Annotated in this window: 11 protein-coding genes; 6 read left to right on the top strand and 5 right to left on the bottom strand. The window is 68.0% G+C overall.

The window, feature by feature from the left end:
* Positions 1-132 precede the first annotated feature (132 nt).
* Together ACW5E8_RS11120 and ACW5E8_RS11125 are read left to right on the top strand one after the other, a co-directional pair.
* Positions 133-1245 (top strand): alkene reductase, encoded by a 1113-nt coding sequence (locus ACW5E8_RS11120; protein WP_456965585.1) that lies wholly within the window; start codon positions 133-135, stop codon positions 1243-1245.
* 100 nt (positions 1246-1345) lie between these two features.
* Positions 1346-2245, top strand: coding sequence for a pirin family protein (locus ACW5E8_RS11125; RefSeq protein WP_456965586.1), 900 nt, complete (start codon positions 1346-1348; stop codon positions 2243-2245).
* Positions 2246-2457: 212 nt separating this feature from the next.
* Here ACW5E8_RS11125 and ACW5E8_RS11130 read toward each other — a convergent pair whose 3' ends face one another.
* The 3 genes from ACW5E8_RS11130 to ACW5E8_RS11140 are packed head-to-tail and all read right to left on the bottom strand — an operon-like array spanning position 2458 to position 4331.
* Positions 2458-3030 carry a YceI family protein gene (locus ACW5E8_RS11130; RefSeq protein ID WP_456965587.1) on the bottom strand — a complete coding sequence of 191 codons (573 nt, stop codon included), beginning with the start codon at positions 3028-3030 and terminating at the stop codon, positions 2458-2460.
* Between the two features lies 1 nt (position 3031).
* On the bottom strand, positions 3032-3610 hold the full coding sequence (locus ACW5E8_RS11135) for a cytochrome b (protein ID WP_456965588.1): 579 nt from the start codon (positions 3608-3610) through the stop codon (positions 3032-3034).
* Positions 3611-3623: 13 nt separating this feature from the next.
* Complete coding sequence (locus ACW5E8_RS11140) at positions 3624-4331, bottom strand: pirin family protein (protein WP_456965589.1); 708 nt, start codon at positions 4329-4331, stop codon at positions 3624-3626.
* A gap of 302 nt (positions 4332-4633) precedes the next feature.
* Between ACW5E8_RS11140 and ACW5E8_RS11145 the strand changes: the two genes are divergently transcribed.
* Entirely contained in the window at positions 4634-5227 is a 594-nt protein-coding gene (locus ACW5E8_RS11145; RefSeq protein ID WP_456965590.1) for a YceI family protein, read from the top strand.
* A 69-nt stretch (positions 5228-5296) separates the two neighbouring features.
* Here the strand turns inward: ACW5E8_RS11145 and ACW5E8_RS11150 are convergent, their stop codons facing one another.
* Positions 5297-5941, bottom strand: coding sequence for a TetR family transcriptional regulator (locus tag ACW5E8_RS11150; RefSeq protein WP_456965591.1), 645 nt, complete (start codon positions 5939-5941; stop codon positions 5297-5299).
* A 160-nt stretch (positions 5942-6101) separates the two neighbouring features.
* On the opposite strand from ACW5E8_RS11150, the gene ACW5E8_RS11155 reads away from it, so the two are divergent.
* The 3 genes from ACW5E8_RS11155 to ACW5E8_RS11165 are packed head-to-tail and all read left to right on the top strand — an operon-like array spanning position 6102 to position 11943.
* Complete coding sequence (locus ACW5E8_RS11155; RefSeq protein ID WP_456965592.1) at positions 6102-7313, top strand: efflux RND transporter periplasmic adaptor subunit; 1212 nt, start codon at positions 6102-6104, stop codon at positions 7311-7313.
* 6 nt (positions 7314-7319) lie between these two features.
* Entirely contained in the window at positions 7320-10484 is a 3165-nt protein-coding gene (locus ACW5E8_RS11160) for an efflux RND transporter permease subunit (RefSeq protein ID WP_456965593.1), read from the top strand.
* A complete protein-coding gene (locus ACW5E8_RS11165) occupies positions 10477-11943 on the top strand; it encodes an efflux transporter outer membrane subunit (protein ID WP_456965594.1) in 1467 nt (488 codons plus the stop codon). Before ACW5E8_RS11160 ends, ACW5E8_RS11165 begins: the two co-directional genes overlap by 8 nt.
* Before the next feature lie 3 nt (positions 11944-11946).
* Here the strand turns inward: ACW5E8_RS11165 and ACW5E8_RS11170 are convergent, their stop codons facing one another.
* A complete protein-coding gene (locus ACW5E8_RS11170; RefSeq protein WP_456965595.1) occupies positions 11947-13188 on the bottom strand; it encodes a TerC family protein in 1242 nt (413 codons plus the stop codon).
* Positions 13189-13211 lie beyond the last annotated feature (23 nt).

Consider the following 13211-nt stretch of genomic DNA (forward strand, 5'->3'; position numbering starts at 1 on the left):
CGTCGTGCCGCGGCCTTGAATGACGCCGCGGCACGGCGTGTCCGGGATCCATCGTTCCACTGCAGGACTCCCGCCAGCGGGGCCTGCGACGTAGATTGACCGCATACGTCACTGGAACACCGGACCCACTGCATGAGCACACTTTTCGACCGTCATGACCTGCGCGGCCTTGCGCTGCGCAACCGCATCGTCATGGCTCCCATGACCCGTTCTCGCGCGCCGAGCACCGTGCCCGACGCGCTCACCGCGACCTACTACGCGCAGCGCGCGGGCGCCGGGTTGATCGTCACCGAAGGCGCGCAGGTTTCGGAGCAGGCGCGCGGCTACCTGTTCACGCCGGGCCTGCATTCCAGGGCCCAGGTGGAGGGTTGGAAGGCGGTCACCTCCGCGGTGCACGACGCCGGCGGCGCGATTTTCGCGCAGCTGTGGCACGTGGGTCGCGTCGCGCACTGCTCGGTGCAGCCGGGTGAGCGCGCACCGGTGAGCTCGGTCGCGAAGGCCGCGGAAGGGGTGCAGGCCTTCGGTTATCGCGAGGACGGCACGCCCGGGCAGATACCGACCAGCACGCCGCGCGCGCTGGCCGCGGACGAACTGGCGGGCATCACCGCGGACTTCGTCGCCGCCGCGCGCAATGCGATCGAGGCGGGCTTCGACGGCGTCGAGATCCACGGCGCCAACGGCTACCTGTTCGAGCAGTTCATCAACGGCGGACTGAACGTGCGCGACGACCGTTACGGCGGCGCCGACATCGCCAATCGCCTGCGCTTCGTGCTCGAGACCGTCGACGCCGTCGCCGCGGCCGTGGGCAACCATCGCACGGGCATCCGCCTGTCGCCGTTCAACCGCGTGTTCGACATGCAGGCGTTCGATGGCGAAGCGGACACGGGGCTTGCGCTGGCCCGCGAGCTGGCCACGCGTGATCTCGCCTACGTGCACCTCAGCAACCGCGATGCGATCCTGGCCGGTGGCGGCGAGGACTTCCTCAAGGCTTACCGCGCGGCGTATGCCGGTGGAACGCTCGTCCTGGCGGGCAACTACACGCGCGAACTTGCCGAAGCAGACCTGGCCGCCGGGCTCACCGATCTGGTCGCCTTCGGTCGCCCGTTCATCGCCAATCCGGACCTGGTCGAGCGCCTGCGCAACGACTGGCCGCTGGCCGAGGCCGACAACGCCAGTTTCTATGGTGGCTCCGCGGCCGGCTACATCGACTACCCGGTGTACCAGGCGGCTGCCGAACCCGCCTGACCCGGCCCGGGCGGGGTGCCCGGCGGCTGCGGATGCGTAGTGCGATGATGCGGCGAACGTGCCGCATCATCGCGCCGCCGAACCCACCGGGAGCCGCCCCATGATCGAACTCGTCATCCAGCAGCGCCGCCGCGACCTCGGCGCGTTCGAGGTGGGCCGCGTGCTGCCCTACGCGAAGCGGCGCATGGTCGGCCCCTACATCTTCTTCGACCGCATGGGTCCCAAGGACCTTGCGCCGGGACTGCCGCGGGAAGCCGACGTGCGCCCGCATCCGCACATCGGCCTGTCGACGATCACCTATCTGTTCGACGGCGAGATCATGCACCGCGACAGCGTGGGTTCCGAGCAGGGCATCCGGCCGGGCGAGGTCAACTGGATGACCGCCGGCCGTGGCATCACGCACTCGGAACGCTTCGAACGGCTGCGCCGCGAGGGCGGTCCGATCGACGGCATCCAGGCCTGGGTGGCGCTGCCCGACGAGCGCGAGGAAATGGCGCCGGGGTTCTGGCATTACGGCAGCGAAGCGCTGCCGGTGTTCGATGGCGACGGCATCGTGGGACGCCTGATCGCGGGCCGGCTTGCGGGCGTGCAGTCACCGGTGAAGACGGACTCGCCGCAGTTCTACGTGCTCTGGGAATTACGCGCCGGTGCGCGCGCGTCGCTGCCGGCCGAATACCCGGAGCGCGCGGTGTACGTCGCACGCGGCGAAGTCGAGGTGGACGGGCAGCGGGTCGAGTCCGGGGCGATGGCGGTGCTGGCGCCCGGCAAGGCGGCGACCGTCACGGCGATCAGCGATGCGGTGGTGATGGCGCTTGGCGGCGAGCCGGTGGGTCCGCGCTTCATCGACTGGAACTTCGTGTCGTCGTCGAAGGAACGCATCGAGCAGGCGCGCGAGGACTGGAAGGCGGGGCGCATGAAGTTGCCGGACCTGGATGACGGCGAGTTCATTCCGTTGCCGCCGAAGATCGGGGAGGCGCGGGAGCCTGAGCCGATGTCCTGATGTGTTTGATTGAGCGCGCTGCGGCGATGGCTGCGGCGATGGCTGCGGCGGCGGAGGGTGCGTGGGGTACTCCGCCGGCTGCCCACGTGGTGGGCTTTATGCCGGCTGCGTACCCCACGCACCCTCCGCTTTCAGCGTTGGGGCAAGCAGGGAGTAGTTGGAAGCGCGCGCCCTTTGTAGGGGAGAGGTAGGAGCCTGCGCGCTTGTGCGGCTCAGGGGGCGGGCTGGAAGGTCACCTTGGTCGACACTGCGACATCGTTGGGGATGATCGAAAGATCGCCCCAGTCGCCGGCGCCGACGCCGAAGTCCAGGCGCTTCACGGTGCCATTGCCGGCCAGGACGGGAAGGTCGCCGGGGGTCCAGGTGAAGGTGAGGGTGACCGGCTTCTTCACTCCGCGCAGTTCCAGGGTGCCGTCTGCGGCATAGCGGTTGTCGCCGAGGCTACGGAAGCCGTTGGCCGTGTAGCGCGCCTGTGCGAACTTCGCGATGTCGAAGAATTCGGCGGTCTTGAGGGTGCTGTCGCGGTCGCCGTTCTTCGTGCTTGCGCTGGCCAGCGGGATGGTGACGTCAAGCTTCGCGTCCTGCGGTGCGGCGGGGTCGAAGCTCAGCGTGCTGCTGAAGTCCGGAAACAGGCCGACGAAGGTCTGGCCCTGGTATTCGCTGGCGAAGCTCAGCGCGCCCGAGGACTGCACGTAATCGGCGGCGGTGGCGGGTGCGGCGGCGGCGAGGGCGGCCACGAGGGCGGCGACGAGTGCCGTGGAACGCGTGCGGTTGCGGAAGGTCATGTCAGTGTTCCTGTGTCTGGTCGGCAGGGGCGCGACGCAGCGCGGGCAGCATGCGCCGCAGGGTGTCGTCGCCCTGGAAGAGGTGGTGGTAGAAGGCGGCGCCGGCGTGCATCACGACCAGCAGCAGGAGCAGCCAGAAGCCGTACTCGTGGACCTGGATGGCGGTGGCGGCCAGGTCTTCGCTGCGCCCGGCGATCGCCGGCAGGTTGAACCGCTTGAACCACTGCAGCGGATAGCCCGAGGCCGAGTTGAACACCCAGCCGCTGAGCGGGATCGCGAACAGGAGTGCGTACAGCGCCCAGTGGGTGACCGAGGCGATGCGTTCCTGCCAGGTGGGCGTGCCGGGCACGGGCTTGGGCGTGCCGGCGAACAGGCGCCAGGCCAGGCGCAGCACGACCAGCGCCAGCAGGGTCAGGCCCACCGACTTGTGCAGCGCGTAGGCGTTGATCTTGGCCGGCGTCGGCGGCATGTCGACCATGGTCAGGCCGCGCCAGGCCATCCAGGCGATCAGCGCCACGATGGCCCAGTGCAGCAGCTGGCTGATCGGACCCCAGCGGTCGGCGGAATTGCGCAGTTGCATGTGTAGCTCCGTCTTATTGAAGGCGTGGCAGGTCGAACACGAGGATCTCGGCGCCATCGCCGCGCGCGATGTCCACGCGTGGCTCGTCGGCATACAGCAGAGCGTCGCCGGCCGACAGGCTCATGCCGTTGACCACCGCGGTGCCGCGCGCCACGTGCACATAGGCCAGACGGCCGGCGGCGATGTCCAGCGCCGCGTCCTCGTCGCCGTCGAACAGTCCGGCATACATGCGCACATCCTGCTGCATGCGCACGGAACCGTTGCTGCCGTCGGGGCTGGCGACCAGGCGCAGGCGGCCGCGTTTTTCGGCGTCGGGGTAGGTCTTCTGCTCGTAGCCGGGCGCGATGCCCATGGTGTCGGGGATGATCCAGATCTGCAGGAAGTGCGTGGTCCGGTCGGCTTCGTGGTTGTACTCGGAATGGGTGACGCCGGTGCCGGCGCTCATGCGCTGGACCTCGCCGGGCACGATGCTGGCGGCGTTACCCATCGAATCCTTGTGCGCCAGGCTGCCATCGAGCACGTAGCTGATGATCTCCATGTCGCTGTGGCTGTGGGTGCCGAAGCCCTGGCCGGCCGCCACCCGGTCTTCGTTGATCACGCGCAGGGGGCCCCAGTGCACGTGGCGCGGGTCGCGGTAATCTGCGAACGAGAAGCTGTGCCAGGAATCAAGCCAGCCGTGCTGGGCGTGGCCACGTTCGTTTGCGGGTCGCAGGGTGATCATCGGTGATGCTCCATCATTTTTCAGGCGGCAGCGCCGCGTTGGAGCCCAGTCTGATTGGCTTCGATTTCAGAATAAACATGATAATATAGCCATCATTGTTCTGTAATCAGAACAGTCGCGATTGATTCAGTAGCAAGGCCGGCATGCAGGAATCAAGCCGATCATTCCATAAACGTTATCATTCGTTCTGAATTCTGCTGTTTCAAATCGAAATCAGAACGATATTCTGTGCGTCCCCGGTCGACGGATCACCGTGCCGGCCTGTTCGACCCATTCCATCCATGCAGCCATCGGAGCATCCCATGATCAACCTTCTTTCCCGCGGCGCCCTTGCCGTCAGCCTGCTCGCCGCGTCGACCTACGCGTTCTGCGCCCCGGTCACCTATACCATCGACCCGACGCATACCGATGTCGTCGCGCAGTGGAACCACCTCGGTTTCTCCAACCCGATCGCGCACTTCGGCCAGGTCGAAGGCACCATCACCTATGACGCCGACAATGTCGCCGCGTCCAGCGTCGAAGTCATTCTGCCGCTGGCCGGCCTGTCATCGCACGTGCCGGCCTTCGACGACCACCTGCGCAGCGACGACTTCTTCGACGCCGCGAAGTTCCCGCAGGCGACCTTCAAGAGCACGGCCGTGGAGGCCGTGGGCGAGGGCAAGCTGAAGATCACCGGCGACCTCACCATCAAGGACATCACCAAGGCGGTGGTGCTCGACGCTACGATCAACAAGATCGACAGCCACCCGATGACCAGCCAGCCTGCCGCCGGCTTCGATGCCGTGGCCACGCTCAAGCGCACCGACTTCGGCCTGGGCATGAATGCGCCCTACGTCAGCGACGAAGTGCAGCTGCGCATTACCACCGAGGCTTCGGTGCCGAAGCAGGGCGAGTAAGCCCGGCGCACGCAAGGGTCGCCGCAGCGCAAGGTGCGGCGGCCCTGTGCTGTCCGCGATCCAGAGGGATCAGGAAGCGGGCGGGTCGAGGTACGACGGATCGCGGGCCATCGCGTGCAGGGCAAGATCGACCGCGGGCAGTCCGTCTCGCTCGAGATCGACCTCCTCCGGGGCAAGCAGGTGCATGCGCAACGCGCCGCTGATGATGAAATGCAGGCTCCGCGCGCAGTGTTCGGCCGTCAGGTCCTCGCGCAGCTGGCCCAGCGCTTCGGCACGCTGGAACGCGGCGGTGATCCGGGCATGGGTATTGCGCATGCCTGCCTTGCGCAGCACGTTGATCGCGTCGTCTTCCGCCGGGACCTCGCAGCGCAGCTCGATCACCTCCAGGGCATTGCGCACCCGCGGGTTGTGCACGAGGTCGGCGAAGGACTGGCGCAGCATCTCGCGCAGGTCAAGCAGCGGCGTGGTGCCGTCAGGCCGCGACACGCGTTCCAGGCCGTGGAAGAAGGGCACGCTGACGCGGCTGATCACCGCGTCCAGCACCTCGGCCTTGTTCTTGAAGTGCCAGTAGACGGCGCCGCGGGTTACCCCGGCGCGGACCGCGATGGCCTCCAGGCTGGTGCGGTACAGGCCGCTCTCGCGGAAGCAGTCCTCGGCCGCGTCGAGGATGCCTTCCCGGGTCGCCTGTGCGTCCTCTTTGGTCCTGCGCGCCATTAATGCCTCCCGTACGGGGTGTCCCCCATCTGCTTTGACCAACATACATCCGTGTATGTATACTACGCCGGTTCGCTTCCGATGCCCAGCGCCGACCCCGTTCATTCGAACCCCGGCGGCTGGGCTTTCCATTTTCTGGATACCACCAAGGCTGCCTTTCATGACCACGACCCCCCGCCGTGCCCGACCCTTGCTTGCCGTCCTCGCCCTCGCGCTCGCCGCCTGTGGCGGTGGGCAGGAGGGGGGCGAGCCGCCGAAGCCGGCGGTCACCGTTGCCACCCTGCAGGCCAGCCCCGTGACCATCACCCGCGAGCTGCCCGGGCGCACCAGCGCCTGGCTGGTGGCCGAAGTCCGGCCGCAGGTCAGCGGCATCGTGGCCAAGCGGCTGTTCACCGAGGGCAGCCCGGTGGAAGCCGGCCAGCCGCTCTACCAGATCGATGACGCGACCTACCGCGCCGCCGCGAACAGCGCGCGCGCGCAGCTCAAGCGCGCCGAGGCGACCGTGGTGGCGGCGCGGCTCACCGCCAGGCGCAGCGCCGAGCTGGTGGAAATCGACGCCGTCAGCCGCCAGGACAATGACAATGCCGTCGCCGCGCTCGCGCAGGCCGAGGCCGACGTTGGCGCCGCGCGCGCCGCGCTCGATGCCGCCAACGTGACGCTTGGCTTCGCACGCATCACGTCGCCGATCAGCGGCCGCATCGGCAGGTCCAGCGTCACCCAGGGCGCCTTGGTCACCGCGAACCAGCCTGCGGCGCTGGCGACGGTGCAGCAGCTCGACCCGATCTACGTCGACCTCACCCAGTCCAGTACCGAACTGCTCGACCTGCGACGCGCACTCGCCGAGGGCAGCCTGCAGAGCACCGAAGGCATGCCGGTGAAGATCCAGCTCGAGGGTGGCGGCGAATACGCGCACCCGGGCAGCCTCAAGTTCTCCGAAGTGGCCGTCGACCCGAGCACGGGCAGCTACGCGCTGCGCGTTGAAGTACCCAATCCCGACTATGTGCTGATGCCCGGCATGTATGTGCGCGCGATGCTCGGCGCCGGCGTGCGCCAGGATGCGCTGCTGGTGCCGCAGCAGGGCGTGGCGCGCGACGCCAAGGGCAACACGTCGGCCATGGTGGTCAACGCCGAGGGCGTGGTCGAACTGCGCCCGGTGGTGGTCAGCCAGACCATCGGAAACCAGTGGCTGGTTGAATCCGGCCTGGCCGCAGGCGACCGCGTGGTGGTCGAGGGGCTGCAGAAGATCGCTCCGGGAGTCGAGGTGGAGGTCACTGCGGAAGCGAACACCCCGCGCCAGCCTGACGCGGCCGCGGCCGGATCCGGTGCCGCCGATCCGGCAGACGCTGCCGACGCCCCGGCAGCCCAGGAGTAAGCCCCGATGGCACGTTTCTTCATCGATCGACCCATCTTCGCGTGGGTCATCGCGATCATCATCATGCTCGCCGGCCTGCTGTCGATCTTCAGCCTGCCGGTGTCGATGTACCCCACCGTGGCCCCGCCCGCGGTCGAAATCCGCGCCACCTATCCCGGCGCGTCGGCCAAGGTGGTCGAGGACTCGGTGACTCAGATCATCGAGCAGAACATGAAGGGCCTCGACGGCCTGATGTACTTCTCCTCGCAGTCGTCGTCCAACGGCATGGCGACGATCACGGTCACGTTCGAAAGCGGGACCGATCCCGATATCGCCCAGGTGCAGGTGCAGAACAAGCTGCAGCTGGCGATGCCGCTACTGCCGCAGGAGGTCCAGCGCCAGGGCGTGAACGTCAGCAAGACGACGTCGAGCTTCCTGCAGGTGGTCGGCTTCGTGTCCGAGGACGGCAGCATGGACAAGGTCGACATCTCCGACTACGTCAGCGCCAACATCGTCGACCCGCTCAGCCGCGTGCCCGGCGTCGGCACCATCCAGGTGTTCGGTGGCAAATACGCCATGCGCATCTGGCTGGACCCGAACAAGCTGCACACCTACGAACTCGCCATTCCCGAAGTGACCGCGGCCATCCGTTCGCAGAACGCGCAGGTCGCCATCGGCTCGCTCGGCGGTGCGCCGGCGATCGACGGCCAGCAGCTCAACGCCACCATCAACGCCCAGGACCGGCTGCAGACGCCCGAGCAGTTCAGGGACATCATCGTGCGCTCCAACCCCGATGGCTCGGCCTTGCGCCTGGGCGACATCGCGCGGGTGGAAATGGGCACCGAGATCTACGAGTTCGACTCCCGCTACAACGGCAACCAGGCCACCGGCGTCGCGATCTCGCTGTCCACGGGCGCGAACGCGCTCGACACCGCCGCGGGCGTCGAGGCGGCCATGGCCGACCTCGAAACCTATTTCCCGCCGGGCCTGAGGGCGGTCGTGCCCTTCGACACCACGCCCTTCGTGCAGGTGTCGATCAAGGGCGTGATCGTGACCCTGGTCGAGGCCATCGCGCTGGTGGTCCTGGTGATGTACCTGTTCCTGCAGAACTTCCGCGCCACCCTGATCGTGACGATCACGGTGCCGGTTGTGCTGCTGGGCACCTTCGCCGTGCTGGCCGCGCTCGGCTTCTCGGTGAACATGCTGACCATGTTCGCGATGGTGCTGGCGATCGGCCTGCTGGTCGACGACGCCATCGTGGTGGTCGAGAACGTCGAACGCATCATGAGCGAGGAAGGACTGTCGCCGGTCGAGGCCACGCGCAAGTCCATGGACCAGATCACCGGCGCCCTGGTGGGCATCGGCGTGGTGCTGTCGGCGGTGTTCGTGCCGATGGCCTTCATGTCCGGTTCGTCAGGCGTGATCTACCAGCAGTTCTCGGTCACGATCGTGTCGGCGATGGCGCTGTCGGTGTTCATCGCCATCGTGCTCACCCCGGCGCTTTGCGCGACCATGCTCAAGCCGGTCGAGCAGGGCGCGCAGCACGACGAAGGCAAGGGGCTCTTCGCCCGGTTCTTCCGCTGGTTCAACCGCAGCTTCGAGAAGACCAGCGGCAAGTACCAGAACGGCGTGCGCGGCATCCTCGGTCGCCCGTGGAAGTTCATGGCCGTGTTCGCGGTGCTGGCGGTGCTGATGGGCCTGATGTTCGTGCGCCTGCCCACCGCCTTCCTGCCCGACGAGGACCAGGGCGTGCTGATGGCGATGATCCAGACGCCGGTCGGTGCCACCCAGGAGCGCACGCTGGAGTCGATCGCGAAGCTCGAGCAGCACTTCCTCGAGAACGAGACCGATGCGGTCGAGTCGGTGTTCGCGGTGCAGGGCTTCAGCTTCGCGGGCATGGGCCAGAACACCGGCATCGCCTTCATCAAGCTCAAGGACTGGAGCGAGCGCGCCAACGCCGAGCTCAGCGCCTCCGCGGTCGCCGGGCGCGGCATGGCGGCGATGAGCCAGGTCAAGGATGCCGCGATCTTCGTGTTCGCGCCCCCGGCCATGCCCGAGCTGGGCATCGCCACCGGCTACTCGTTCTATCTCCAGGACAACGGAGCCCAGGGCCACGACGCGCTGATCGCCGCCCGCAACCAGTTGCTCGGCCTGGCCGGGCAGAGCGGGATGCTGGCCAACGTGCGCCCCAATGGCCAGGAGGACACGCCCCAGCTGCGGATCGACGTGGACGTGGCCAAGGCGGGCGCACTGGGCCTGTCGCAGGACGCGATCAACGCCACCCTGGCGCCGGCCTGGGGCGGCCAGTACATCGATGACTTCATCGATCGTGGCCGCGTCAAGCGCGTCTACATCCAGGCCGATGCGCCGTTCCGCATGACGCCGGCAGACTTCAACGCGTGGTCGGTGAAGAATGCCTCCGGCGAGATGGTGCCGTTCTCGGCCTTTGGCAGCTCGGACTGGGAGTACGGTTCGCCGCGGCTGGAGCGCTACGACGGCGTGCCGTCGGTCGAGATCCAGGGCGAGGCCGCGCCGGGCGTGTCCTCGGGCGAGGCCATGGACGAGATCGAACGCCTGGCGCAGCAGTTGCCACCGGGCTTCGGCGTCGAGTGGACGGCGGTGTCCTTCCAGGAGCGCGAATCCGGCTCCCAGACCCCGCTGCTGTACGCGATGTCGCTGCTGATCATCTTCCTGTGCCTGGCCGCGCTGTACGAAAGCTGGACGGTGCCCACGGCGGTGCTGCTGGTGGCCCCGCTCGGCATCCTTGGCGCGGTGCTGGCCAACACGATCATGGGCATGCAGCGTGACGTCTACTTCCAGGTGGCGATGCTCACCACTGTCGGGTTGACCAGCAAGAACGCCATCCTGATCGTCGAGTTCGCAAAGGCCAACGTAGAGAGCGGGATGGAGGTGGTCGCCGCGACCATGCAGGCCGTCCGTGACCGCCTGCGCCCGATCATCATGACCTCGCTGGCCTTCGGCCTGGGCGTGCTGCCGCTGGCCCTGGCCACCGGCGCGGGCTCCGGCGCGCAGCGCGCGATCGGTACGGGCGTTGTCGGCGGCATGGCGGTCGGCACCCTGCTGGGCGTGTTCTTCATCCCGCTGTTCTTCGTGGTGATCCAGAAGATGTTCGGCGGCAAGGCCAAGGCCGGCGAACAGTCCGCGGCCGCAGGAGTGATCGAACATGAGTAAGCACGCGAGCCTCGCGCTGGCCCTGGCGGCGGTCCTCGTCGCCAGCGGTTGCGCCACCCTGGTGCCCGCGACGCCCGAGGCGCAGGCCGGTATCCCGGCCGCCTGGCCGATGCCCGAAGTGACGCAGGCAGGCGTGGATGCCGCCGGTGCCGAAGCCAGCGGTGCCGAAGCCGCGTTGCCGATGGCCGACATCGGCTGGCGCGACTTCTTCGCCGATCCGCGACTGGAGCAGGTCGTGGCGCTGGCGCTGGACAACAACCGCGACCTGCGCGTGGCGATCCTCAACGTCGAGCGCGCGCGGGCGCAGTACCGCATCCAGCGCGCCGACCGCCTGCCGTCGTTCGGCGCCGAGGCGATGATGGAGCGCGTTGGCGGTGACATCCCGGTCAGCGAGACCTACACCGCGGGCGTTGGCCTGGCGGCGTTCGAACTCGACCTGTTCGGCCGTGTTCGCAACCTGAGCGAGGCGGCCCTGCAGCAGTACCTGGCGACCGGGGAAGCGCAGCGTGCCGCGCAACTGTCGCTGGTGGCGGAAGTCGCGGGCGCCTGGCTGGGGCTGGCCGCGGACCAGGAGCAGCTGCAGCTGTCGGAGCAGGCGCTCGGCACCTACCTGCAGACGCTGGACCTGAGCATGAAGCGCCACGAACTGGGCGCCACCTCCGCGCTCCAGGTCGAGCAGGTGCGGACCCAGGTCGCGACCGCACGCACCGACGTCGAACGGCTGAAGGGCCAGGTCGCGCGCGACCGCAACGTCCTCAACCTGCTGGCGGGCGCGCAGCTGGACGCATCGCTGCTGCCGACCGCCGACGCCCGCGTTGTCCCGGTCACCGGCATCGCCGCTGTTCCAGCGGGCCTGGATGCGCAGGTGCTGCTGCGCCGCCCGGACGTGATCGCCGCCGAGCACCGCCTGCTTGCCGCCAACGCCAATATCGGCGCGGCGCGCGCGGCGTTCTTTCCGTCCATCAGCCTGACCGGCAGCATCGGTTCGGCCAGCGATGAACTCTCGGGCCTGTTCGACAGCGGCACGAGGGTGTGGAGCTTCATCCCGCGCATCAACCTGCCGATTTTCCAGGGCGGCCGCCTGAAAGCCGGCCTGGGCATGGCCACCGCCGACCGCGACATCGCTTTGGCCGAGTACGAGCGTGCGATCCAGTCCGGCTTCCGCGACGTGGCCGACGCGCTGGTGCAGGCCGAATCGCTGGCGAAGCAGGTCCGCGCGCAGCAAGACCTGGTCGACGCCGCCACGCGCGCGGAAGCGCTCGCGACCGCCCGCTACAAGGCGGGCGTCGACAGCCACCTGGTCCAGCTTGATGCACAGCGCACGCTCTATGCGGCGCAGCAGGCACTCGTCGCCACGCGCCTTGCGGAGCAGGCGAACCGGGTCACGCTGTATCGCGTGCTTGGCGGCGGCTGGCGTGCGGACAGCGCGTCGCTTGCCGTGGGTCCAGGCGAAGGCTGAGCTTCACTCGCTGTCTTCGGGCGGCGTAGGCGGCAGGCCGAGGTCGCTGGAAGCGGTCGTAGTCCCGGCCGCCGCGGCGTGTGCTTCGTACGCGCGCCGCAGGTCGTGCTGCAGCGCATCCGGATGCTTGACCATGGCCTTGAAGCGGGGCTCCAGCGCCTGCACCCGCGCCTGTGCCGCGGCGATGTCCCGGAACACCGACTGCCGCATCGTCGGCAACGCGTCCTCGCGCAGCGAAAGATAGTCGGCCACGCGCAGGCGCAGGGTCGACACCGCCACCTTCGCCTTGCCCTTCGGGCTCCACAGCGATGCCAGCACGGTGATCACCAGCACCGAAACGATGACCACCAGCGAGTCCCAGGTCCCGACCTCGATCACGGGCACCGGCGCGCCATCGTTGATGAAGGGCAGGTTGTTCTCGTGCAGTGCGTGCAGCACCAGCTTCACGCCGATGAAGGCGAGGATCGCCGCCAGGCCCAACGACAGGTAGACCAGGCGCTCGAGCAGTCCGCCCACCAGGAAGTACAGCTGGCGCAGGCCGAGCAGCGAGAACGCAGTGGCGCTGAACACGATGAAGACGTTCTGCGTCAGGCCGAAGATCGCCGGGATCGAGTCGAAGGCGAACAGGATGTCGGTGCCGCCGATGGCCAGCATCACCAGCAGCATCGGCGTGAGCGCGCGCCGTCCCTGGTAGGTGGTGAACAGCTTGTCGCCGTCGTAATGGGGACTGGAGTGGAACATCCGCCGCACCATGCGTACCACGATGTTGGGCCGGTCCTCGTCGTGGTCGTCGGGCGCAAGCAGGTTGCCGGCGGTCGCCAGGAGCACCAGGCCGAACAGGTAGAACACCCATGAGAAGCGCTCGATCAGCGCCGCGCCCAGCAGGATGAACACCGTGCGCGCGATCAGGGCGAAGGTGATGCCGAACAGCAGCACCTTCTGCTGGTCCTCGCGCGGGACCTTGAAGCTCGACATGATCACCAGGAACACGAAGACATTGTCGATCGACAGCGCCTTCTCGGTGATGTAGCCGGAGAAGTACTCCGCGCCCATGTCGGCGCCGCCCCAGCTCCACACCGCGACGCCGAACAGCAGCGCGATGCCGACGTACAGGGCGGACCAGATCGTGGCTTCGCGCAGGGTGGGGGCGTGCGCCTTGCGCACGTGGAAAAAGTAGTCGAACGCCAGCAGACCGATGATCAGCGCGATCGTCGCCTCCCAGACGAAAGGAGTGGTATTTGGCATCGGCATCCTTGGGCACGCAGCGG

Source organism: Luteimonas sp. A649, assembly GCF_054072735.1.

Coding starts and splice junctions, on each gene's coding strand:
- ACW5E8_RS11155 (WP_456965592.1), top strand. CDS start 6,102: ATGACCACGACCCCCCGCCGTGCCCGACCCTTGCTTGCCGTCCTCGCC.
- ACW5E8_RS11150 (WP_456965591.1), bottom strand. CDS start 5,941: ATGGCGCGCAGGACCAAAGAGGACGCACAGGCGACCCGGGAAGGCATC.
- ACW5E8_RS11170 (WP_456965595.1), bottom strand. CDS start 13,188: ATGCCAAATACCACTCCTTTCGTCTGGGAGGCGACGATCGCGCTGATC.
- ACW5E8_RS11120 (WP_456965585.1), top strand. CDS start 133: ATGAGCACACTTTTCGACCGTCATGACCTGCGCGGCCTTGCGCTGCGC.
- ACW5E8_RS11125 (WP_456965586.1), top strand. CDS start 1,346: ATGATCGAACTCGTCATCCAGCAGCGCCGCCGCGACCTCGGCGCGTTC.
- ACW5E8_RS11165 (WP_456965594.1), top strand. CDS start 10,477: ATGAGTAAGCACGCGAGCCTCGCGCTGGCCCTGGCGGCGGTCCTCGTC.
- ACW5E8_RS11130 (WP_456965587.1), bottom strand. CDS start 3,030: ATGACCTTCCGCAACCGCACGCGTTCCACGGCACTCGTCGCCGCCCTC.
- ACW5E8_RS11135 (WP_456965588.1), bottom strand. CDS start 3,610: ATGCAACTGCGCAATTCCGCCGACCGCTGGGGTCCGATCAGCCAGCTG.
- ACW5E8_RS11140 (WP_456965589.1), bottom strand. CDS start 4,331: ATGATCACCCTGCGACCCGCAAACGAACGTGGCCACGCCCAGCACGGC.
- ACW5E8_RS11160 (WP_456965593.1), top strand. CDS start 7,320: ATGGCACGTTTCTTCATCGATCGACCCATCTTCGCGTGGGTCATCGCG.
- ACW5E8_RS11145 (WP_456965590.1), top strand. CDS start 4,634: ATGATCAACCTTCTTTCCCGCGGCGCCCTTGCCGTCAGCCTGCTCGCC.